Here is a 23200-nt window from a genome sequence, read left to right on the forward strand (position 1 = left end):
ACCTCCTACATCGCTTCTATTTCTGATTTGATAAAATCAACGATTTCACTTTTATCAATTGCTTGTTTATGCAATACTTCACGATCTTTAATTCCTACTAATGGTTTAGGAATCATAACCCCTGTTTTTTCATGCAATTTATCAATTGCATCATAAACATTTAATTCCTCACCATAAATAGCTTTATATACAGATTCAGGGAATTTATATGGTGAAGCAGTAGCTAACAATACTGTTTTAGTATCATCACCACTTTCATGTTGATATCTTTTCAATACTCCATAACCAACTGCTGTATGAGTATCTAATAAATAACCCGTTTCATTATAACAAGACTTAATAGTTTCTAATACTTCTTGTTCATTTAAGCACCCTGCTTTAAATTGATCTTTAATTTTTTCAAAAACTTCTTTATCTACTTCATAAACTCCATCCTGGTTAAGTTTATCCATATAACTACGAACTTTATCCCCATCTTTAGTCATAAACCATACTAATCTTTCTAAATTACTAGAAACTAAAATATCCATTGCCGGAGCATTAGTTTTATAAAACTCACGATTAGCATCATATTTACCAGTAGTAAAGAAATCAGTTAAAATATTATTTTTATTTGAAGCGCAAATAAATTTATTAACTGGCAATCCCATTTGTTTAGCAAAATATCCAGCTAAACAATTACCAAAGTTACCACTAGGTACACAGAAATTAATTTCATCCCCTAATTTAATTTCATTATTACGCACCAATTCAAAATAACTATGGAAATAATAAACAATCTGTGGAATTAATCGCCCTACATTTATTGAATTAGCTGATGATAAAAAGACATTATGTTTATCACTTGCTTCTTTTAATTCTTGTGATCCAAAAGCTTTTTTCACTGCAGTTTGTGCATCATCAAAATTACCATGGATCCCAATTACTTTAACATTATTTCCAGTTTGGCTAACCATTTGCTGCTGTTGAATCATAGAAACACCATCTAATGGATAAAACACTTTAATGCAAGTTCCTGGGACATCTTTAAATCCTTCCAAAGCTGCTTTACCAGTATCTCCACTAGTTGCCGCTAAAATCATAACTTCTCGTTGTTCATTTAATTGTTTTAATGAAAGTGTCATTAAATAAGGTAATAGCGATAATGCCATATCTTTAAAAGCTGCTGTTTGTCCATGGAACAGTTCAGCCACAAAAACATCGCCAGCTTTTTTTACTGGAACTACATTTTTAGGAAATAATCCTTTCCCATATGCATTTTTACAAGCTTCATGAATTAATTCTTTTCCATCTTCTGGAACAAAAGTACTTAAAACTTCTGTTGCTAAATCAACATAATCTAATTTCATCAATGCCTCAAGATCCATTTTTGTAAAATCAAAATCCGGCACTAATAAACCACCATCACTACCAATACCTTGAACAATTGCCTGATAAAAATTTATTTCTTTTTGCTGGTTTCGTGTACTTATATATTTTTTTTCCATCCTAGAATCCCCCTATGTGATTTAAATTATTGTATACAATTTATTTATATAAGTCAACATATACTTTATTATAACATAATAAGTAAAATTACTTTGATTACTTCAATTATTATCGTTAATCGTTGACTTATTGTATACAACCGTGGTACTATGTCATAAATCAAAGAATTGGAGGATTAATTATGTTATCGATAGGCATGAATGTAATTGGTATTTTAATAATGCATACCATTATTATGCCTACTGATATATAATTGGTCCTAGTATTAATTTCAAAGATGTTAGGGCCTTTTATTAAAGGCCAATTTTTGTTATATAAGGGGGAATACAATGAAAATCGGAGTAATTGGACTAGGCACAGTTGGTTTTGGAGTTGTCGAAATATTGACTAATGAAAAACAACGCTTAGAACAAGAAATTAAAGAAGAGGTTGTTATCAAATATGGTTGTGGTCTTGAAGAAGTAGATTTGCCTGAAGGAATTATTTATACTAATGATTTTCACGATGTCATCAATGACAAAGAAATTGATGTTGTTGTTGAATTAATTGGTGGTATCAACGTTGCTAAAGAAATTATTCTTGGCGCTATCAACAACGGTAAACATGTCGTTACTGCCAACAAAGCTTTATTGGCTCATCATGGTAAAGAAATTTTCACTGCCGCTAGAGAAAATAATGTCCATATTTTCTATGAAGCAAGCGTTGGTGGCGGAATCCCTGTTTTAGTTGGTCAAAAAGAAAGTTTAATTGCTAATAATACCAAAGAAATTATTGGTATATTAAATGGTACTACAAACTTTATTTTAACATTAATGGAAACAGAAAATCTTGATTTTAACGAAGCATTGACAATTGCCGATGGCTTAGGATATGTTGAAGCGAACCCATCATTAGACTTAGATGGTATCGATGCAGCACATAAAATTTGTATTTTAGCACAAAATGGATTTAAAAAATTCATAGATTTTGATAAAATTTCTGTTAGCGGTATTCGAAATGTAACTAAAGTAGACATGGATTATGCTAAAAAACTAGGTTATCGTTTTAAAATGATCGCTCAAGCAAAAGAAGTCAATAATGGAATTGGAATAGATGTTGCAGCAACCTTAGTTAATAAAAAAGAACTAGTCGCTAATGTTATGGATGCATATAATGTAATAGAGATCGACAATGATTATGTCGAAAACGTTATTTTCTATGGAAAAGGAGCTGGACGTTATGTTACAGCATCTGCCGTTGTTAGTGATATTATTAAAACAACTCAAAAAGAGTACTGGAACCATGATTATCAAGATTGTCAAAACATTTATCCAATCACTAAATCAAAATATTATCTTCGTTGTGACCGACCTATCGATGTAGACTATGAATTATATTTTACCGAAAAACAAGATCATATCTATATCACTCACGAAGTTGAATTAGCAAAGTTGACAACTAGTCTTGGTAATTTAGATTATACAATTTTTAAAGTGAGGGGATAAAATGAACATTATTGTCCAAAAATTTGGCGGAACATCAACACGTTCCCGGGAAACACGTTCAGTGATGTACAACAATATTATTCGAGAAATTAATAACGGCAATAAAGTTGTTGCAGTTGTATCCGCAATGGGTCGCTATGATGATCCTTATGCTACTGATACATTGTTATCAATTGTTAATACTAAACAGTTAACCGATGAAGAAATCGATCGTCTAACTAGTATCGGTGAAACAATTTCTACTTTAGTATGTAAAGGAGAAATGGCCAGTCTTGGTTACAAAACAGCAACTATTACTAACGATGAATTAGGAATTGTAACTGACTCGACTTTTAATAACGCTACAATTAATCAGGTAGAAGGAAAAGATATTATTGAAAAATTAAATTACGCTGATGTCGTATTCTGTCCTGGCTTCCAAGGTCATTCAATTCATGGTAAAATTACTACCCTTGGCCGTGGTGGCAGTGACTTATCAGCTGTTGCAATCGGTGTAGCCGTAGATGCTAGCGAAGTTGAAATTTATAGTGACGTCAATGGTATTTATACAGCTGATCCTAGAATCGTACCTGATGCCATAAAATTAGATTATATTAGTTATGCTGAAATGCTAGAATTATCTAAAAATGGCGCTAAAGTGTTAAATCATCGTTGTGTACAGCTTGCCGCTAGTCACAATATTGCAATACATGCCCGTTCTTCATTCGAAGATATCAAAGGGACATATGTTATAGGAGATGAACTTATTATGAAAGAAAATCTTAATCAATTAATTATATCAGGAATTACTGGTTCACAAAACGAAGCTAGAATCACACTTGTAAAAGTTGATGCTACAAACAATAGCGCTGGTAATTTATTCCAGAGAATTGCTGATGCTGGTGTTAATGTTAACGTATTTAACCAGGCTTTAGTTGGTGGCGGTAAAATGGATATTTCTTTAGTTATCAATGACAAAGATGTTCCTGCTGTTATTGAAGTAATGAATGAACTTAAATCACAATTAAATGCTGAACGAACAATTGTCCGCGGTAATATTGGAAAAGTATCGGTAATTGGAGTGGGAATCAAAAATAATCGCGGTATGTTCCAAAAAGCATATAATACTTTAATGGAAAACGAAATCAATGTCGAAATGACATCTTGTTCAGAAATTAATATTTCATGTTATATTGATCGTGATGAAGTAAAAAAAGCTCAGGTTTTATTACACGAAGCTTTTTTAGGAAAAAAAGAAAGGAAGTAATTTAAAATGAAAAAATATAAAGTTGCAATTGTCGGTGCTACAGGTGCAGTTGGAAGAGAAATGCTTAGATGTATTTTTCAATTCAACTTCCCTTTTGAAAGTATCAAACTTTTAGCATCTTCACGTAGTGCTGGAAAAGAAATTGAATTTGAAGGACATAAATTTATTGTTGAAGAATTAACAGAAAATAGTTTTGAAGGTATTGAAGTAGCATTCTGGTCAGCTGGTGGCAGCATTTCTGAAAAATATATGGAATATGCTGTAAAAGCTGGATGTGTTAATATCGATAATACTAGTCATTTTAGAATGGATCCTGATGTTCCATTAGTAGTACCTGAAGTAAATGGTGAAGCTTTAAGAAATCACAAAGGAATTATCGCTAATCCAAACTGTACTACAATTCAAATGGTTAGTGCTTTAAATCGTTTAAATGAATATTTTGATATTGAACGAATCATCGTTTCTACTTATCAAGCAGTATCTGGTGCTGGAGTAGCAGGAATGGAAGAATTATATCGTCAATCTCAAGAAGTATTAGACGGTAAAGAACCGATTGCTAAAACGCTTCCTTGTGCTAGCGATAAAAAGCATTTCCCTATTGCATTTAACTGTATCCCTCAAGTTGATAAATTTGATTTAGATAATCACTTCACTAAAGAAGAAATGAAAATGGTTAATGAAACCAAAAAAATCTTCAATAAAGATATTAAAGTAAATGCGACTTGTGTTCGTGTTCCAGTTTTACGTGGTCATTCTGAATCAGTTTATATCGAAACAAAAAAACCAATTGATATCGATAAAGCATTTGAACTATTAAGAAATTCTACTGGTGTTGAATTATATGATGATGTTGAAAATCAAATCTATCCAATGGCTAACCTTTTTGTTGGTGATGAATTAGTTCATGTTGGACGTGTTCGTAAAGATTTAGATAATCCAAATGCTTTAAGCTTATGGATCGTAGCCGATCAATTAATGAAAGGTGCTGCCTATAACTCAGTTGATATTGGTCTTAAAATGATTGAAATGGGTCTATTATAAAAACAAAAATCCACTATTTGGTGGATTTTTTGTTTAAATAAATATATTAATTATTTTGCAAAGTCAGCTCTCTAGTATAACGACGCATATAATATATAACAATTACTGCTACAATTGCTTCAGTTATCAACATAGCAAACCAGATACTATCACCACCAACAATTGCTGGTAATAAATCATGATTCCACTAATAACTAATCCTCTTAATACCAAAATAAAAAATGAAATTCATGGTTTCATCAAAGATTAGAGATAAAATAATATATTGAAAAAATATTAAATGGTAAAAAACAAACGATAAACCATACCTTCTCATAATTGTCGTATCTATACCAAAGAAATAATCTCCAAAACATTAAATACTCCACCAGCTAATATTGTAATTGTCGCTAGTCCTGTGGATTCATAAAAAAGCTAGCTACATTTTATTAAATAAAAATAATAGCAGAATAAATTTAATTGATATTAAATATTGTTTAAATAACAGCATAAAACTTACCTCACCACCAAAAAACATCAACATTGGCTCATCAAAAAAATAATTACTAATCTTATCATTCCAATTAACAAAGCCAAAAATTTTTTTGTCCCTTCTTATTATCCTCTTTGCCTTTGACAATACTTAAAATTACAGAACCCCCAATTCCTATCATCACTCCTAAACTATAAATAATTTTCCAGATTGGTCCTACTACAACCAAGGCCACTGCTTGATCTAGATATTGATACTGATTTACTATAGCTATATCGCCAATACTATATGAACTAATCATAGCATTACCAAAAAGGTCACAAATAACTATTTAAAATCCACTTAATTAATTGTTTTCATTAATATACATTTCTTTCAAAAAAGTCCAATAAAACAATAGTATTTTAGCCTCTTACCTTATCTGCTAAAAACAAATAACTTTTTAAGTAAACAAAATTAGTATCCTAAATGATTTTTTCTGTCAAAATTTCATTAAATATAAATTAAATCTACTATTTTCTTTATTTATTTTTTAGAAAAATCACCCGTTTTGTTTTAGATTAGTTGTCTATACTAATATCGAGGTGAAAGAAATGAGTAAAATTACCGAAAATAAAAAAAATATTTTGATTTTTTTGACTATGGTCATTGCCATGGCTCTAATTTGTTTAATTTTATATAAACCATTTTCTAACTACTTAAATGATCCAGCTATTTTAAAAGAAAAATTAGCAGAATTTGGTAATTGGGGCAAATTAATATTAGTTTTTGCAATGACCATTCAAGTTATTTTTGTATTTCTACCAGGTGAAATTATTGAAGTAGCTGCCGGCTTTTGTTATGGTACAATTCCTGGATTAATAATTTGTCTAACAGGTTCTATCATTGGCAGCATCTTTATCTATTGGTTTATTGAAAAATTTGGTTTGAATTTTGTTAAAAAATTTTTTGATTTAAAAAAGTTTCATGAAGTTGCTTTTTTAAAAAAAGAGAAAAATCTTGAATTAATCATTTTTATTATTTTTTTATTCCCGGCACTCCAAAAGATCTTTTAACCTACATTGCACCATTTACAAGAATCAAGCTTAAAACATTTCTTTTACTAACCACTTTTGCTAGGATACCATCAGTAATTACTAGTACGATTGGTGGAAATGCCCTATCCAATCAAAACTATCGCTTTACAATTTTAGTCTTTGTAATTACCGGTCTTATATCTTTAATCGGTTTAATTTGTTACAATTTTTATATCAAAAAAAAAGAATCTTTAGAAAATCTTTGGAAATCATTTCTACTATTCTTAATATATTCATTCTATAATATAGAAGGTGAAAGGAAGTAGAAAAATGACTCAAGATAATATTTTAGTAGTTGAAGATGAAATTGAAATTGCCAAAGCAATTGCTATTTATCTAAAATCACAAAACTATAATGTATATATTGCTCATAATGGTAAAGAAGGAATCGAAATTATCGAAAATAACACTATTCATTTAGCAATCGTTGATATCATGATGCCAATAATGGATGGAATTGAAATGACAATGAAAGTACGAGAAAAACATGATTTTCCAATTATTTTCTTATCAGCAAAATCTGAAGATATTGATAAAATTACTGGTTTAAATATTGGTGGTGACGATTATGTAACTAAACCATTTGTCCCAATGGAGCTATTAGCCAGAGTTTCTTCGCAATTAAGACGATATCATAAATATTTAGACATGGTAAATAAAAATACTGTTGAAAGCAATAAATATGTTGTTGGCGGACTAGAGTTAGATCTTGATACTAAAGAAGTTAGTGTTGATGGTAAACTGATAAAAGTAACACCAATCGAATTAAAGATTCTTGAACTGTTAATGAAACAGCCTGGGCGGGTTTACTCAAGTGAACAAATATATGAAAATGTTTGGCATGAAACAGCTATAAATACCGAAACAGTAATGGTGCATATTCGCAATCTTCGCGAGAAAATTGAAATCAATCCAAGTAATCCACAGTATTTAAAAGTAGTCTGGGGTGTTGGATATAAAATCGAAAAAATGTAGAGGTGATTAAATTGAATAAAAAGAAAATATTATTCAGTATTTTAACGATTATCATTTTACTTATTAGTAGTATCGGTGTTTATTCTTGCTATCAAATAACTAAAGATGGGAATGAAACTGTTGATTTTAACCAAAACTATGTTCTTTATGACATACTAGATACTGTTTATCCAATCAGCTTTGAACTTGATAATGTTGGTAAAGAGGGTATTAATAAATATATTACTGCTAATGAAAAAACGACTAATTCATTTTATCAAAGTAATATTATTTATAATTTAGAAAGAATGGATAGTAAAAAGAATATTATCTATTATGCCACTGGTAATAATAATATTTCATCAAACACTAATGATAATTTAGCTAATATTCAAAACGATAAAAATTTACAAGACAAATATCAATGGTATGTAATGCTTAACTTTGATGAAAACGGAATATTATCATATGATTCTATAGGTAATGATAAATCCGTAAAACAAAATTTTGAATTAATCTGGAATAATTACAAACAATCTAATTTTGATTATCTCTATTATGATGGCAGCGACTGGATCTTAAATAACCCAAGCAATTTTACTATTTATTTAGCGGTCCCTCAAAATATTATTACTGATTCTGAAGATTCTATTGCTTATGAAGCTTCTAATTTAGTAATCGAAAATATTATTCCAATTGCCTTATGTGCCATTGTCGTAGTTTGTATTTATATTCTAATTTATCCATATGAAACCGAAAAAGAAATTGGTATATTTAAATATCCTGCTAAAATCAAACTCGAACCACTAGCTATTTTAATTGCCGTAGCATTTGCCGGGATAATAGTTGTTATTTATAGTTTAATTGTTGATTTTAGTAATGGCTATTATTTATCAAGACTAAATTCTATTGGGTTAACTGATTATAGTGAAGCAATTATTGCCACTATGAATGTTGTTGCCTGGATGGGACTTTTATACTTAGCTATGTTTACAATCTTCTATTTAAAATCTTATTTTAAAGAAGGATTTGTTAATTCTTTAAAGAAAAATACTATCTGTGCCTGGATTTTAAAAACTATAAAACATTTAATTGATAAAGCTGCTAATTTTGATTTTAATGATGATATCAATAAAATAATTCTTAAAATAGTAGTAGTTAACTGTATTATTGTTTCTATTATTTGTTGTTTTTTTACTTTTGGTATTTTCTTTACTTTAATCTATTCAGCTATTCTATTTTATATATTGAAAAATAAATTTAAAGATTTCCAAAAAAATTATCAGGTTTTACTAACTGCAGTAAAAAGACTTTCAAATGGTGATTTTGATGTCGAAGTCCATCAGGATATTGGTATTTTCAATTCTTTAGGACATGAATTTACTAATGTAAAAAACGGTTTTGAAAAAGCTGTTAATGAAGAAGTTAAATCACAGAAAATGAAAACAGAATTAATTTCTAATGTATCTCATGATTTAAAAACACCATTAACATCAATTATTACTTATATTGATTTATTAAAAAATGAAGATCTTGATAAACAACAGCAAAGAGAATACATTAATACTTTAGATCGTAATGCTTTAAGACTTAAAAATTTAATCGATGATTTATTTGAGGTAGCTAAAGTAAATAGTGGCGATGTGAAGTTAAATATAGTTCCTGTTGATATTATTGCATTAATTCAACAAGCAAAATTTGAATTAGAAGATCAATTTAACGCAAAAAATTTAATTTTTAAAACTAATTATCCTGATGAAAAAATCATTTTAAATCTTGATAGTTCTAAAACATATCGAATATTCCAAAACTTATTAACAAATATTAGTAAGTACGCTCTTGAAAATACTCGAGTTTACATTGATATTATAAAAGAAGATAATCAGGTAAGCATCTCATTTAAAAACATTTCTGCTGATGAAATTAAAGTTTCAGAAGCTAAATTAGTAGAGAGATTTGTTCAAGGTGATACTTCTAGAAATACTAGTGGCAGTGGATTAGGTTTATCGATTGCTAAAAGCTTCACCGAACTTCAACACGGTACTTTTAATATAAACGTTGATGGTGATTTGTTTAAAACAACTGTAATTTTCAACCTAAAATAAGGGGATTTTCTCCCCTTATTTATTTTTAAATTTTTTTAATAGACCAACACCAATTGGATATGGTCCTGTATGAACACCAATCGTTGCACCAATCTGACGTAGTGGAATATCACACTCATAATTAGGATCATAAGTTTTTAATTTTTCTATAAACTGTTCTTTAAATTCCTGTCCTTCATCTTTATCGTAGCCAAATCCTACTGCAAATCGATATTCATTTAGATTAAGATTCATTTCCTGTAAATAATTAATTATTTGTTCCATTACTTTAGCTTTAGATTTTTTGCGGCCACGAGTAATACCATTATTAAAAATTTCACCTTCTTTTAATAAAATCAATGGTTTTATTCCTAATGCTCCAGCGGCAATACCCGATAATTTACCAACACGACCACCATGAATCAAATAATCCATACTGCCAATTGTAAAAAAGATTCGTCCCGTACTTTTTATATCATTAATAAAAGCAACTGTTTCTTCAAAAGACGCTCCACTGTTTTTCTTAGCAACTGCTTCTTCAACTAGCATTCCTTGTAAAACAGTATTAACAGTTGCATCAATAACTTCAATTTTTACATCTGGATAGTCTTCTAATAAAATTTCTTTAGCATTAATAGCTGAATTATATGAGCCAGAAAATTTTGTTGTAATACAAATACAAATAATATCAATCTTTTTAGCAGCTAATGGTTTAAATGCATCTAAATAATCTTGAATTGATGGCATTGAAGTTTTAGGAAATACTTTAGGATTATCAACCATAAATTGATAAAACTCTCTAATTCCTAATTCTGCTATTTCTTTTTGATAATTAACTCCATCTAAAGAAATATAAAATGGTACGACATCTACATCCAGTTTCTTTGTTAAATCGGTACCTAAATCACAAGATCCATATGTTACAATTCTATACATTTTCATCCCTCATCTCTATATTAGTATAATTATACTACTAACTTATTAAGAAATGATGAATTTTTATAATAAAAAGCAATGAATGAACATTGCTTTTTAAATATTATAGAATTTTATCAACCATTGGTAAAACAATTTTAAATGTAGTCCCCTCATTAAGCTTACTAGATAGATGAATATTACCATGATAGTATTGTACGATATGTTTAACAATAGCTAACCCTAGTCCAGTACCACCTGTTTCCTTATCGCGCCCTTGATCGCATCTAAAGAATCTTTCAAATACTCGACCTTGATCTATCTTAGAAATACCTCTACCAGTATCACTCACTACAATAATAATATTTGTTTCAGATTGATGAGCTTCGATTGTTATACTTCCATTTTCAACATTATATTTAATTGCATTAGTTATTAAATTACTTAATAACTGATACATATGCTGATGATTAGAAATATAAGTTATATCTTCTACATTTTTAGTCACTGTTAAATGACGCTTGTCGATTTCAACTTGCATTGTATCAACAATTTCATCAACTAACGGCATTAAATGAACTGGATGTTTAATAACATCAATATCTTTATTTTCTAATCGAGAAATCATTAAAATGTCATTAATCAAATTAGACATATTATCGACTTCGTCATGGATTTTATCTAATGCTTTCTTTTTAGCGCCCTCATCATTGATAACTCCAGCTTCCAGCAATTCACTATAACCACGTATAGAAGTAATAGGTGTTTTTAATTCATGAGAAACATTAGAGAAAAATTCCTGTCTCATTTTCATAGAGTTATGTTGTTCTGTAACATTAACAAACAATAATGTTACTCCATAATCTACTTTAGCTACATAGCAGTTATAAAATTCTTTTTCTTTTTCAATTTCCACTATTTGTCTTTCAGTAGATAAATGATCTAAAGCATTTATTATTTTAAAATCAAAGATAAAATCCTTTATTGAACGATTTAATTTAATTGTATTACCATATAATTTTTGTGCCTTACGATTCACCATCAAAACATCAAAATTACTATCTAATAAAATAAATCCTTCTTTCATTTGATCAAGAATGCCGTTTATTTTAATTCGTTCTTCTTTTAATGTTTTCATAGTATCATGAATTGTTTTGGCCTGTTCTTCCAATTTATAAGCAATAATATTAAATTCATCATATTTATAATCGTCGAATTCTAATTCGCGATAATCTTTCATTTTCATTACTTGAGTTGTAATTTCTTGAAGTGGTGCTGTTAGCGTATTAGCAAAACGCTTTGATAATATTAAAGCAATTACTAACGATATTACAGCTCCTATTCCAAGTGGTTTGATTAAAACTGGTAAATAATCAAAAATCCCATCATAAGGTAACGACAAACGAACAATATAATCATCATTAAATACAGCCACATAAAGCATATTTTGATGTGTTGTTTGTGAATAACGAGTTGCATAACCTACCCCATCGCTTAAAGCTTCTCTAACTTCTTCACGACCGCGATGATTTTCTTCAATTGATTCTTCATCACTATCAGCTAAAACATCGCCATCTGTATCAATAATTGTTAGACGGGTATTATCATTATATGCCAGGTCATTTAAAGGAACAACTTGTTCCTTTAAATCCTGTTTATCATCTAATTGATACTCTATTAGTTTTACTGCATAAAGCATATCATGCTCAGTATTTTCAAGTAATTGATTGGATAAAATGACCATTGATACACTACTTGATAATATTAATGTAATTAATAAAACGGTTAAAAAATAGCGAAATATTGTCTTATTCACTATCAGCATCCTCCTCGTAGAAACGATATCCAACACTACGAACCGTTCTGATATATTTATGACCATCATCCTTTAATTTACTTCTTAAAGCACGAATATGAACATCTAGTGCTCGTGATTCACCGATAAAATCATATCCCCAGATTTCATTTAATAATTCTTCTCTTTCTACAACACGGTGTTTATTATCCATTAAGTATACTAATAATAAATATTCTTTATTAGTTAGTTCTAAATTTTGACCATCTAATTTAACAGTTCTTGTCTGTTTATCAACCATTAAATGTTTAGTTTTGATTACATCGCTAGTTTTATGCCGTCTTAGCAGCGAACGTACTCGGGCTTGTAATTCAAGAATTCCAAATGGTTTGGTCATATAATCATCAGAACCACTATCTAAACCATTTACTTTATCAATTTCACGATCTTTAGCACTAAGAATTAAAATTGGTAATTCATTATTAGTTTCTCTAATCTTAACAATTGCATCAAGTCCACTCATTTTTGGCAACATTAAATCAAAGATTGCCAAATCCGGTGCATTTTTATCAATTTCTGCTAATGCATCAATAGCATTATCAAATTGCACTACTTCATAGCCATTGCTTACAAGTGCTAAATTAATTATTTCGCGAATATTTTCATCATCTTCAATTACAAATATACGTTCTGCCATTTTATACCTCCTAAATCAAACGATAATTGTCTACTGACCCTGTTTGATTAAATTCAACCCATTCACAAATATTAACAGCATGATCACCAATTCTTTCGAAATATTTAGCAATCATTAAGAAATTAATTACTAAATCAATATTTTCTGCTGTTTCATTAACTATTTGAGTTAATTCTACCTTAACCTCTTTAAATAGTCCATTCATTTTTTCTTCCATATTCTTGATTTCTTTAGCTTTTTCTAAGCTAGATTGATGGAAAGCTTCAACTGAACCTTTTACCATCTCCTTAGCTAAAGCAGCCATATTAGGTATATGTTCTACCATTTTGTATGGACATGTTACATCAGTATCTAACAAGATTTCGGCAATATCAGCACCTTGATCGCCAATTCTTTCTAAGTCAGTTACTACTTTTAATGCTGTTGAAACATTTCTTAAATCACTAGCAACTGGCTGTTGTTTTAAAATCAGTGATAGACAACGTGCTTCAATTGTTCTTTCCATATCATTAATAACTTTGTCGCCTGAAATAATATCACGACATAGTTCACGATCACCGCTTTTAAAAGCAACAATACAATTTTCAATTGCTAAAACAACTAAATGACACATTTTATCTAAATCAACGTGTAATTTATTTAAATCATTTTCAAAATTACTTCTTAACATGTTAATCTCCTATCCAAATCTTCCGGTAATATAATCTTCAGTTCGCTTATCTTTTGGCATACCAAAGACATCTTTTGTCTTACCATATTCTACCATTTCTCCAACCAAGAAGAAAGCAGTATAATCAGCAATACGACTAGCTTGTTGCATATTGTGAGTTACAATTGCAATAGTATATTTATCTTTTAATTCTAATAATAATTCTTCAATTTTCAAAGTTGAAATTGGGTCCAAAGCACTAGTAGGTTCATCTAATAAGATTACTTCTGGTTCAACAGCTAATGCTCTAGCAATACATAAACGTTGTTGTTGCCCACCGGATAAACCTAAAGCACTTGTATGCAAACGATCTTTAACTTCATCATATAAAGCTGCAGCTTCCAATGAATCTTTAACGATTTTATCTAATGTCTTTTTATTTTTAATACCATGAATTCTTGGTCCATAAGCAATGTTATCATAAATACTCATTGGAAATGGATTTGGTTGTTGAAATACCATACCAACTTTTTTTCTTAATACAGTAGTATCAACACGACTATCATAGATATCTTCACCATCTAAAGTAACATTTCCTATAATTTTTACATCTTTAACATAGTCATTCATACGATTTAAAGTCTTTAAAAATGTAGACTTTCCACAACCTGAAGGACCGATAAAAGCAGTAATTTTATTTGTTTTAATATCTAGATTAACATTTTTTAACGCATGTTTTTCACCATAGTATAAATCTAGATTTCTTGCTTCGATTTTATTTTCCATTCTAATCCACCTTATTTACATCAAATTTATTTGAAATCCATTTTGCTAGGAAGTTCAATCCTAAAACAATTACAATCAATACTAACGCAATTACAAAAGCAACTTCATAACTTCCTTTAGCCATTTCTAAGTATAGCTGAATTGTTAATGTTGCACCAGAACTAAATAAGTGTGTAATCACATTAGTTGGTAAAATACTAAGTGATCCAGCTGTATATAGAAGTGCTGCTGATTCAGCAACGATTCTACCCATACCTAGAATAATTCCAGTTAAAATACCAGGCATTGCACTAGGTAAAAGAACTGTTCTAATCATATACCATTTAGTTGCTCCGATACCTAAAGCAGCTTCACGATAACTTTTAGGAACCGCCTCTAAAGCAACTTGAGTATTTCTTGTAATGATCGGTAAAATCATTATTGCTAATGTAAAAGCACCAGATAAAATTGAAAATCCTAAACGGCATAATTCACCAAAGAATAGCATCCCAAACAAACCATAAATAATTGATGGAATACCGGCTAAAACTTCAGTAGTAAAAGAAATAACACTAACAAATTTTTTATTTTTAGCATATTCATTTAAGAAGATAGCGCCCCCAATTCCAATTGGACAAGCAACTAATAAAGTTACAACAACTATATATAAAGTATTAATAATATTTGGTAAAATTCCTACAGTATCATTTAATATACTTGTTGTATTAACTAAATACGAAAAATCAAAAGCTGGTATACCACGATATAAGATATAGCCAATACAAACAACTAATACTAATACTGAAAGGGCACTTGCAAATTGAATCAAGAAATATAAGACTTTATCACTAACTCGACTTTTTTTGTCGAAAATACTTACACTATTCATTTTCGTCTCCTTTCTTGATAATAAATGTTAAGATTAAGTTAATTGCCATAATGAAAACAAATAGAACTAAACCGATTGTAAACAATACTTGTCGATGAGTTCCAGCTGCATACCCCATTTCTGATACAATTCCAGTTGTTAAAAAACGTACTGAATTAAATGGTAATGGCGCATTAACTGAGTTACCAGCAACTAATAAGATTGCCATCGCTTCACCAATAGCTCTTCCTACCCCAAGGACAATTGCTGAAACAATCCCAGATTTCGCACTAGGTAAAACAACTTTAAAAATTGTTTGGATTTGGCTTGCTCCCAAAGCCAAAGAACTTTTACGATAATCATCAGGAACAGTATTTAATGCTGTTTCTGTAATATTAATTAATGTTGGCAAAATCATAATTGCCAATACAATAATTGCCGAAATTAAGTTAGCCCCACCAGTAAATTGATGAGTAGTAGATCCTTCAAAAATCCACATTTCAATTTTATACATAAAAGGACATACAATTAAAATACCTAATAGCCCATATACAACAGATGGTATCCCTGCTAGTAATTCAATTGCAGCTTTAACTATTTTTCTTACTTTTGGGTTAGCAATTTCAGCTAAATTTATTGCTGTAAATACACCAATTGGTACCCCAATTAAAATTGCTAAAAAAACACCTACAATTGATGTCAAAATAATCATCAAAATACCATATTGCGGGTCAGCTGCTGTTGGTGCCCACACACTGCTAAAAAGAATATCAGCAATACCAACTTCAAATAAAGCTGGAGTACCAGAAATAATCATATAACCAGTAATAGAAACTACAGCAACGATAGATACAATAGCACAGCCACGAAAAATTATCGCGGCTGCCTTTTCTACCATAGACTTTGTTTTTCTATTACTTATAATAGATAACATGTCTTTTTTCATAACTTACTCCTAATTTGGACTAACTAATCCACAAGATTCAACGATTTTTTGTCCTGCTTCACTATTAATGAATTCAAATAAAGCTTGTACTTGTTCGCTTTGTTCACTTACTTCACCTTTAGTTGCCATTACGAATGGTCTTTGTAATGTATATGAACCATCTTTAATTGTATCAGTAGAGATTTCAACGTCATCTAAAGTTAAAGCTTTAACAGTATCATTGTCTTGGATTGCTTCGAATGATACGTAACCAATAGCACCTTCAGTTTCAGCTACACGTCCCATTACTGCTCCAGTTTCATTTAACTCTTGAGCGTAATTACATTGATCTTCAATACCTAAGATTTCTTCAAAAGCTCCACGAGTACCTGAACCAGCTTCACGTCCAATAACTACGATTTGTTGATCAGGTCCACCAACTTGTGACCAGTTAGTAATTTGACCAGTATAGATTTGTTTTAATTGATCAGTAGTTAAGTTACTAATTTCATTGTCTGCATGAGTAACAATAGCGATACCATCAATTGCAACGATATTTTCAACTAAACCTTGATTTTTTTCATCATCAGTTAATGATCTAGATGAATTACCAATATCAGAAGTTCCATCAATAGCAGCTTCAATACCAGCACTTGAACCAGTGAATTGTGGTTCTAATGTTAAATTAGGATATTGTTCTTTAATTCCTTCTGATAATGCGTTAACGAATTCTTCCATTGAAGTAGAACCGTTTAATGTGATTTTACCACTAATGTCGCCTCCGTTTGATGAATCACCTGATCCACCACCGCATCCAACTAATCCTAAGCATAATACTAATGTTAATAATGCTCCAAATACTTTTTTCATACTTTTCATAATTCTTAAATCCCTTCCTTTATCTTTCTTAAGACACATATATAATAATCAAATTAACACTTGCGTTATATCAAAAATCTGTATTAATTATGTTAAGTTTATGTAAAGAAAAGAGAGAATTGCCACTAATTCTCTCTTAAATACATCTCTAACATTGTTGTTAACCTGTTTTTAACATTTGTTCGTAAACTTTCAGGACTAGCTACTTCTACTTTATCTTGAAGCATCATTAACCAGCCGATTAAACCATCTGACATTGCTACATTATAAATTTTAGCTGCCAGTCGCTGTTTATCCACTTTTTTTACTTCAATATCTTTTCCAAACTGGCTAACGACCTCCCTAATTACTTGCCGATCAAAAATTATTGTTAAATCAATATGTTCATTACTAAAATACATATTAACATTATTTTCAAATTCTTTAATAATATCATAACTTTCATGGACATCTTCATAACGCCCACGATAATTCATAACTAATCGCATTCGGTCAATTCGATAAACCGATAAACTATCTTTTCGTTTATTAAAATACCCAACTAAATAATAAATTGAATTACGTACTATGATTTGATATGGCGATACAACATAAGTTTCTTCATTTAAATTTCCATTAGTATGATAAACTTCTATTAAATGATTATCCCTAATATCATAACTAACATATTTAAAAGCAATATTTCTTTGATTATTGATAGCTTTAATAATTGTTGTAAGATTTACTAACAAATCAAATGTTAAATCCTGATGCTGCCCTTTTTCAATATATAAACGATCTTTCTGGTTATTTGAACTTAATAATAATAATTTATTAACAAGTTTATTAGCTGCTTTTTGATCTAAATTACTATTAGATATAACATTATCAACTAAAAACTGTAATTCACCATCTTCAAAATAATCACCAGCAACAATAAATCCCTTACGCCTAATAGTCTTTATCAATTGCTTACCAGTCAAACATTGATAAAAATCATTAATTCTCTCAATTAAACTATAAACAGTTTTAATATCTACTTTAATACCATATTCTTTTAATGCCGTTACAATATCCTTACCACTAATAGGTTCTTGACTTTCTTTTATCACCTTATAAACATAATACAATTTTTCTCCCATATTATTCTCCTACTCATTTATTAATTCTAAAGGTACATACATCATCTTAGCATATTTACGATATAAGCGTGGACTATAATTATATAAAGATGGCAAATACCGTTCTATTCTTTCATCAATACTAATATATTTAAAATAATGGTATACCTTTTTATATTCTTTTTCTAGTAGTAAAATATAACATGTTAAATAATAATATTTTTCTTTATTAATATTAAGGCGTTTACATACCGATAAAACAAATGGTTCAATAACTTTGGGAGAAAATTTAATTAAATGTCTTAACAAACAATATGTTTCAACTGAAAAACCGCCTAACTGCAAAATATGATTTAATAATTTATATTTATAAATAAGTAAAGGATAAAAATGTTGTTCGATTAAAAGATTCATCATTACTAGATCATATTCCATTTCCTGTAAACTAACCGCCCGATCGATCAAACGCTTAATTCTTGTAAAAACTAAAATCTCTAATTCTTTATTTTTAGCAATCTTCTTTTTTAAAATATAAATATCCATACTTTGATTAACCAGGTCATGTACTTCATCAATGTCTTCACACACTGTTAATAAATATCTTTTTACATCTATAATATCCCGATCAACTACTTGCCAATAACTCTGCATCTTTTCATCACTCCTTTATCTATCATTATTATAGTATTTTTTTATAATTTTATACCAATATCACCTATTATTTTAAAACCTAAAATACGGTTTTAAATAAAAAGTATTCCCTAAATGCAAAAAAAGCGAGATAAAATCTCGCTTAATCTATTCAGTTGTCAAATGTGTGTAAGTGTTGATCAACTCAATTGATTTAATTAGTTTCTCCTGCTTCTTCTTGAAGCTTTTGTTTTTCTGTTAATTTAAAGAATGGGTAATATAATAACATATCTAATAATATTAATCCGATTACCATAATTCCAGCTTTAACATCCATACAACCTAAAGCTGCTCCTAGAGGTGCCGGTGTCGTCCAAGGTGTTTCAATTACCCCCTTACCTACAACATTCAATGCCATCAATGCGTAAGCAATAATTGAATTGACGACTGGTACAAATATAAATGGTATCATCATCAATGGATTTAACACCATTGGTAACCCAAAGATGATTGGTTCGTTAATATTAAAGATAGCTGGTCCAATTGATAAACGTCCTAATGTCTTTAATTCTTTAGATTTAGAACGAGTTAATAAAATACATAATCCTAAGGTTGCTCCCCCACCACCTAAAGTAATTACATATGACCAGAATGGTTGCGTAAAGAAATGAACAATAGTATTTCCTTCACTAAATGCTGTAATATTAGCAACTAGATACATTTGCATAAATGGTAATCTAATTGGTTGCGTAATACTTGCCCCATGTAATCCAAAGAACCAGAATACTTGAGCAATTATTGTAATTAAACAAATTCCTACTAATGAGTCTAGTCCAGAAACTGCTGGCGCTAAGATTGTCATTAACATACTTGGTAATAATTCACCACTTAAGTTTTGAATTATTAATGAAGCACCATAGAAAACAATTACACAAGTAAATAATGGAATAATTGCATCAAATGATGAAGTAATTGCTGGTGGTACTCCTTCTGGTAATTTAAAGCGAATATTTTTCTTCAATAATAAACGCATTATCTCAACACAGCCTATAGAACATAAAATACCTGTAAATATTCCCTTGGCATCTAAATATGTTGTTGGAATATAAGATCCTGCTTGAGCTAATAAATCTGAAGCTTTTGCCCCTTCACTAATAACACTGCTTGGTACTGCAGAAATTGAAGGTGCTGACATAATTAAAAAGACTGCAGTAGTAACACAAGCCGCATTTAAGCCAGGCATTTCATATCTTTTAGCCAAATGATAAGATATTGAAAAAGTAACAAATAGTCCCATTAACGCCATTGTCATGTTATATGGAACTTGAAGTGCAGCTTTATAGGTCTGAGCCCAATTATACCACCCCATTAACATGTCACTGAAAAATCCCCAATCAGGTAATGTATCAGGTGTAAATGGTGGTGTTGAAATAATTAAGCAAACCCCACCTAAAATAGATAATGGGATCGCTACAACCATACCATCACGAATTGCTGCTAAATGTCTTTGGTTTCCCAGTTTAGTTGCAATAGGGACCAAAGTACGATTGGCAAGTTCGTTGAACTTATCCATGAAATTCATATATATCTCCCCTTTCTTACCTGCAAGTATAGTAATTTTATTGACAAAATTCATCAAATTTCCAAATCTTTGAATATATTTCCATATTTTAGAAATAACTTGTTATTTAAAAATAAAATGTAGTAAAATATAAAATTAGCCTAATTTACAGCAAAAAATTAATTTATAAATGCTATTATTTTGAGTTGACTTTCACATTTTTCTTACTATAATTACAAATGTGTAAGTGTTTATCTCCTCAATGATAAATAATCAATGACGGAGGAGTACTATGAAACTAATTATTGAAGAAACTGAAAAAGAAATGAGCGAAAGTGCAATGCACATACTACTTGGAGCTATGATGCAAGATAAACGTGTCAACATTTCATTAACTGCTGGTGAATCACCAAAAACATTATATAAAATGATGGCTCCTATTATTAAAGATAAAGAACAATTTAAAAACGTTCAATATTATCTATTTGATGAAGCTCCATATAAAGATAAACCATATGGACCAAACTGGGATGAAATGCATGAATTATTTTTCAATGATGCTAATATTCCAGATGAAAGAATTCATACAACTACAATGGAAAATTGGGAAAAATACGATTGGGAAATTCGTCAAGCTGGAGAATTAGATGTTATGTTAATCGGTTTAGGTTGGGATGGTCATTTTTGTAGTAACTGCCCACGCTGTACACCAATGGATAGCTATACATATATAATGGATCGTGCTACAAAAAACAAAGCAAACCCTACTTATCCACCAAAACCTGATCTACCATTTACTTTATCAATGGGACCTAAGAGTTTAATGCGTGTTAAACATTTAGTAATGATCGTAAATGGTAAACATAAAGCTGAGATTTTGAAAAAAATGATTGAATCTCCTATCAGTGATGAATTACCATCTACTATCTTAAAACTACATCCAAATTTCACAGTTATTTGTGATAAAGATGCCGCTTCATTATTAAATTTAGAAGATTACAAAGAATATCGCTTATAATCTTTGTTGTTTCTAGCCCTGATGCAAAATCAGGGCTTTTGTCTTTTCCAAGATTTGGAAATTAATTGAAAGAAAAAAAGTGCCCTTGATATAATTTAACTAAGTTAAAATCAGGAGGAAATTATGGCAAAGAAAAAAATCAACCGTCAACAATCAAAAAATGTAATTGTCGAAACAAGAATGCGTCGTTTTCTAGCGATGATCATTGACTGGTATCTTACCCAAATGATTTCAGTTATTCCAATAACTTTTTATCTTCGTGATGGTGATTATTTAAAACCACATATGTTTGAATATACTAATTATCCATTCATGACAGGTTTAGGTTTAATAATTTTTGCTTTTATCGTTGGTATAATTTATTACTGGGTCATTCCTAGTTATTTGTTTAAAGGCCAAACACTGGGTAAAAAAATATGTAAAATAAAAATAGTTACTGAAGACTATCAGCCAGTAAATGCTAAAACATTATTTATTCGTGATATGATTGCAAGTACCTGGATTGAAGGAGGTATCATTATCACTGCAACAAGTATCCATAAACTAGTTGGTTTAGTTGGATATTCACAAATAGCAACTTATTGGCAATATCTTACTTATATAATCACTATAATCTCAATTATTTACGCTTATTTTAATAAACAATCACAATCATTTCACGATAAGATTGCTAAAACAATAGTTATAAAAGATTAATATTTATTGTCAAGTAAAGAAATCCCATGATATAATACAAAAAATATTATATAAAGTGGGTGATGATCATGTTTAATTTAGTTATTATTTTATTATCTACAATCAATAGCGAACTAAAAGATTCAAACAACTATAAAATTGCTAAATATCTTTTAGAAAATTTACATACTCTTGAGGATCTATCGATTAGTGATTTAGCTAATAACTGTTTTGTTTCTAATTCTAGTATTTCACGTTTTTGTAAAGAAATCGGCTTAGATAATTATAATACATTAAAGTCACAAATTATTAAAATACCTTTGGAATACCGATATGCCCATAATAAATTTAATTTTACCCCATCTAAAAACGAAAACATTTTACAATCATATGTTTTTTCGATCATTGATAATTTAAAAAATCTATATACCGATAAACTAGACTCTCAAATCACTGCACTAGTTAAAGACATCTATCAATATAAAGAAGTTGGGGCTTTTGGTTATATGCATTCTGAAAGTATCGCTTTAAACTTACAATACGACTTACAAACAAATGGAAAATTAATCTTTACACATATAAAATTCACAAACCAAAAAGAATTTATTAACAATGCCGATGAAAATACATTAATTATCATTTTTTCTGAATCTGGTTCATATTTTAATCGAGTTTATCCACGGACAACTCCATTTACTAACCAGAAAAATAAGCCAAAAATTGTTTTAATCACATCTAACCTTAATGCGACATTTCCATATGTTGATGAATATATTACTTATAGTTCTAGAAATGACTATGCTAGTCATCCTTATAGTTTAATGACAATTGAATCAATGATTGCCCTAAAATATCTAGAATATATAAAATCACAGTAA

At 29.6% G+C, this 23200-nt stretch carries 22 protein-coding genes; 9 read left to right on the top strand and 13 right to left on the bottom strand.

The window, feature by feature from the left end:
- Positions 1-5: 5 nt before the first annotated feature.
- Positions 6-1487: a threonine synthase gene (thrC, locus tag B5F09_RS09800; protein WP_087300833.1), complete on the bottom strand. Its 1482-nt coding sequence runs from the start codon at positions 1485-1487 to the stop codon at positions 6-8.
- Positions 1488-1817: 330 nt separating this feature from the next.
- Here thrC and B5F09_RS09805 point away from each other — a divergent pair, with 330 nt between their 5' ends.
- From B5F09_RS09805 to B5F09_RS09815, 3 genes are read left to right on the top strand one after another with little or no spacing between them, the layout of a single operon-like run.
- A complete protein-coding gene (locus tag B5F09_RS09805; protein WP_087300830.1) occupies positions 1818-2972 on the top strand; it encodes a homoserine dehydrogenase in 1155 nt (384 codons plus the stop codon).
- 1 nt (position 2973) lies between these two features.
- Positions 2974-4218, top strand: coding sequence for an aspartate kinase (locus B5F09_RS09810; RefSeq protein ID WP_087300827.1), 1245 nt, complete (start codon positions 2974-2976; stop codon positions 4216-4218).
- Positions 4219-4224: 6 nt separating this feature from the next.
- A complete protein-coding gene (locus B5F09_RS09815; RefSeq protein WP_087300826.1) occupies positions 4225-5259 on the top strand; it encodes an aspartate-semialdehyde dehydrogenase in 1035 nt (344 codons plus the stop codon).
- Positions 5260-5822: 563 nt separating this feature from the next.
- Here B5F09_RS09815 and B5F09_RS15035 read toward each other — a convergent pair.
- Complete coding sequence (locus B5F09_RS15035) at positions 5823-6032, bottom strand: hypothetical protein (protein ID WP_204215295.1); 210 nt, start codon at positions 6030-6032, stop codon at positions 5823-5825.
- Between the two features lie 292 nt (positions 6033-6324).
- Here B5F09_RS15035 and B5F09_RS15215 point away from each other — a divergent pair, with 292 nt between their 5' ends.
- The 3 genes from B5F09_RS15215 (at position 6325) to B5F09_RS09835 (ending at position 9866) form a co-directional block, all read left to right on the top strand.
- Positions 6325-6786 (top strand): TVP38/TMEM64 family protein, encoded by a 462-nt coding sequence (locus B5F09_RS15215; RefSeq protein WP_239404311.1) that lies wholly within the window; start codon positions 6325-6327, stop codon positions 6784-6786.
- 291 nt (positions 6787-7077) lie between these two features.
- Positions 7078-7782: a response regulator transcription factor gene (locus tag B5F09_RS09830; protein WP_087300822.1), complete on the top strand. Its 705-nt coding sequence runs from the start codon at positions 7078-7080 to the stop codon at positions 7780-7782.
- A gap of 11 nt (positions 7783-7793) precedes the next feature.
- Complete coding sequence (locus tag B5F09_RS09835; RefSeq protein ID WP_087373887.1) at positions 7794-9866, top strand: sensor histidine kinase KdpD; 2073 nt, start codon at positions 7794-7796, stop codon at positions 9864-9866.
- A gap of 15 nt (positions 9867-9881) precedes the next feature.
- Here B5F09_RS09835 and B5F09_RS09840 read toward each other — a convergent pair whose 3' ends face one another.
- The 11 genes from B5F09_RS09840 to B5F09_RS09890 form a co-directional block, all read right to left on the bottom strand.
- Positions 9882-10781, bottom strand: a complete 900-nt coding sequence (locus B5F09_RS09840) for a DegV family protein (RefSeq protein ID WP_087373889.1) — start codon at positions 10779-10781, stop codon at positions 9882-9884.
- A gap of 103 nt (positions 10782-10884) precedes the next feature.
- The gene (locus B5F09_RS09845; protein ID WP_239404312.1) at positions 10885-12585 is read right to left on the bottom strand and encodes an ATP-binding protein; all 1701 of its coding nucleotides are present in this window, start codon (positions 12583-12585) and stop codon (positions 10885-10887) included.
- Positions 12569-13252 (bottom strand): response regulator transcription factor, encoded by a 684-nt coding sequence (locus B5F09_RS09850; protein WP_087300816.1) that lies wholly within the window; start codon positions 13250-13252, stop codon positions 12569-12571. The genes B5F09_RS09845 and B5F09_RS09850 overlap by 17 nt, the downstream gene beginning before the upstream one ends.
- Before the next feature lie 10 nt (positions 13253-13262).
- On the bottom strand, positions 13263-13922 hold the full coding sequence (gene phoU, locus B5F09_RS09855; RefSeq protein WP_087300814.1) for a phosphate signaling complex protein PhoU: 660 nt from the start codon (positions 13920-13922) through the stop codon (positions 13263-13265).
- 9 nt (positions 13923-13931) lie between these two features.
- Positions 13932-14687 (bottom strand): phosphate ABC transporter ATP-binding protein PstB, encoded by a 756-nt coding sequence (pstB, locus tag B5F09_RS09860; protein ID WP_087373891.1) that lies wholly within the window; start codon positions 14685-14687, stop codon positions 13932-13934.
- A gap of 1 nt (position 14688) precedes the next feature.
- On the bottom strand, positions 14689-15555 hold the full coding sequence (gene pstA, locus B5F09_RS09865; RefSeq protein ID WP_087373893.1) for a phosphate ABC transporter permease PstA: 867 nt from the start codon (positions 15553-15555) through the stop codon (positions 14689-14691).
- The gene (gene pstC, locus B5F09_RS09870; protein ID WP_087300808.1) at positions 15548-16480 is read right to left on the bottom strand and encodes a phosphate ABC transporter permease subunit PstC; all 933 of its coding nucleotides are present in this window, start codon (positions 16478-16480) and stop codon (positions 15548-15550) included. The genes pstA and pstC overlap by 8 nt, the downstream gene beginning before the upstream one ends.
- 9 nt (positions 16481-16489) lie before the next feature.
- Complete coding sequence (locus tag B5F09_RS09875; RefSeq protein ID WP_239404313.1) at positions 16490-17338, bottom strand: phosphate ABC transporter substrate-binding protein; 849 nt, start codon at positions 17336-17338, stop codon at positions 16490-16492.
- Between the two features lie 125 nt (positions 17339-17463).
- Positions 17464-18459, bottom strand: coding sequence for a YafY family protein (locus tag B5F09_RS09880; protein ID WP_087373896.1), 996 nt, complete (start codon positions 18457-18459; stop codon positions 17464-17466).
- Between the two features lie 9 nt (positions 18460-18468).
- Positions 18469-19089, bottom strand: a complete 621-nt coding sequence (locus tag B5F09_RS09885) for a hypothetical protein (RefSeq protein ID WP_087373898.1) — start codon at positions 19087-19089, stop codon at positions 18469-18471.
- Positions 19090-19282: 193 nt separating this feature from the next.
- Positions 19283-20650, bottom strand: a complete 1368-nt coding sequence (locus B5F09_RS09890) for a PTS sugar transporter subunit IIC (protein ID WP_087373900.1) — start codon at positions 20648-20650, stop codon at positions 19283-19285.
- A 271-nt stretch (positions 20651-20921) separates the two neighbouring features.
- Between B5F09_RS09890 and B5F09_RS09895 the strand changes: the two genes are divergently transcribed.
- The 3 genes from B5F09_RS09895 (at position 20922) to B5F09_RS09905 (ending at position 23200) form a co-directional block, all read left to right on the top strand.
- On the top strand, positions 20922-21647 hold the full coding sequence (locus tag B5F09_RS09895; RefSeq protein ID WP_087300801.1) for a 6-phosphogluconolactonase: 726 nt from the start codon (positions 20922-20924) through the stop codon (positions 21645-21647).
- 123 nt (positions 21648-21770) lie between these two features.
- Entirely contained in the window at positions 21771-22343 is a 573-nt protein-coding gene (locus tag B5F09_RS09900) for an RDD family protein (protein WP_087373902.1), read from the top strand.
- 68 nt (positions 22344-22411) lie between these two features.
- Complete coding sequence (locus tag B5F09_RS09905; RefSeq protein WP_087373904.1) at positions 22412-23200, top strand: MurR/RpiR family transcriptional regulator; 789 nt, start codon at positions 22412-22414, stop codon at positions 23198-23200.

Source organism: Erysipelatoclostridium sp. An173, from assembly GCF_002160495.1.
Taxonomy (GTDB): domain Bacteria; phylum Bacillota_I; class Bacilli_A; order Erysipelotrichales; family Coprobacillaceae; genus Thomasclavelia; species Thomasclavelia merdavium.

What these genes read in the sequence shown, in the direction of transcription:
- thrC (WP_087300833.1), bottom strand. Translation starts at nt 1,487, where the DNA reads ATGGAAAAAAAATATATAAGTACACGAAACCAGCAAAAAGAAATAAAT.
- B5F09_RS09805 (WP_087300830.1), top strand. Translation starts at nt 1,818, where the DNA reads ATGAAAATCGGAGTAATTGGACTAGGCACAGTTGGTTTTGGAGTTGTC.
- B5F09_RS09810 (WP_087300827.1), top strand. Translation starts at nt 2,974, where the DNA reads ATGAACATTATTGTCCAAAAATTTGGCGGAACATCAACACGTTCCCGG.
- B5F09_RS09815 (WP_087300826.1), top strand. Translation starts at nt 4,225, where the DNA reads ATGAAAAAATATAAAGTTGCAATTGTCGGTGCTACAGGTGCAGTTGGA.
- B5F09_RS15035 (WP_204215295.1), bottom strand. Translation starts at nt 6,032, where the DNA reads ATGATTAGTTCATATAGTATTGGCGATATAGCTATAGTAAATCAGTAT.
- B5F09_RS15215 (WP_239404311.1), top strand. Translation starts at nt 6,325, where the DNA reads ATGAGTAAAATTACCGAAAATAAAAAAAATATTTTGATTTTTTTGACT.
- B5F09_RS09830 (WP_087300822.1), top strand. Translation starts at nt 7,078, where the DNA reads ATGACTCAAGATAATATTTTAGTAGTTGAAGATGAAATTGAAATTGCC.
- B5F09_RS09840 (WP_087373889.1), bottom strand. Translation starts at nt 10,781, where the DNA reads ATGTATAGAATTGTAACATATGGATCTTGTGATTTAGGTACCGATTTA.
- B5F09_RS09845 (WP_239404312.1), bottom strand. Translation starts at nt 12,585, where the DNA reads ATGCTGATAGTGAATAAGACAATATTTCGCTATTTTTTAACCGTTTTA.
- B5F09_RS09850 (WP_087300816.1), bottom strand. Translation starts at nt 13,252, where the DNA reads ATGGCAGAACGTATATTTGTAATTGAAGATGATGAAAATATTCGCGAA.
- phoU (WP_087300814.1), bottom strand. Translation starts at nt 13,922, where the DNA reads ATGTTAAGAAGTAATTTTGAAAATGATTTAAATAAATTACACGTTGAT.
- pstB (WP_087373891.1), bottom strand. Translation starts at nt 14,687, where the DNA reads ATGGAAAATAAAATCGAAGCAAGAAATCTAGATTTATACTATGGTGAA.
- pstA (WP_087373893.1), bottom strand. Translation starts at nt 15,555, where the DNA reads ATGAATAGTGTAAGTATTTTCGACAAAAAAAGTCGAGTTAGTGATAAA.
- pstC (WP_087300808.1), bottom strand. Translation starts at nt 16,480, where the DNA reads ATGAAAAAAGACATGTTATCTATTATAAGTAATAGAAAAACAAAGTCT.
- B5F09_RS09875 (WP_239404313.1), bottom strand. Translation starts at nt 17,338, where the DNA reads ATGAAAAGTATGAAAAAAGTATTTGGAGCATTATTAACATTAGTATTA.
- B5F09_RS09880 (WP_087373896.1), bottom strand. Translation starts at nt 18,459, where the DNA reads ATGGGAGAAAAATTGTATTATGTTTATAAGGTGATAAAAGAAAGTCAA.
- B5F09_RS09885 (WP_087373898.1), bottom strand. Translation starts at nt 19,089, where the DNA reads ATGCAGAGTTATTGGCAAGTAGTTGATCGGGATATTATAGATGTAAAA.
- B5F09_RS09890 (WP_087373900.1), bottom strand. Translation starts at nt 20,650, where the DNA reads ATGAATTTCATGGATAAGTTCAACGAACTTGCCAATCGTACTTTGGTC.
- B5F09_RS09895 (WP_087300801.1), top strand. Translation starts at nt 20,922, where the DNA reads ATGAAACTAATTATTGAAGAAACTGAAAAAGAAATGAGCGAAAGTGCA.
- B5F09_RS09900 (WP_087373902.1), top strand. Translation starts at nt 21,771, where the DNA reads ATGGCAAAGAAAAAAATCAACCGTCAACAATCAAAAAATGTAATTGTC.
- B5F09_RS09905 (WP_087373904.1), top strand. Translation starts at nt 22,412, where the DNA reads ATGTTTAATTTAGTTATTATTTTATTATCTACAATCAATAGCGAACTA.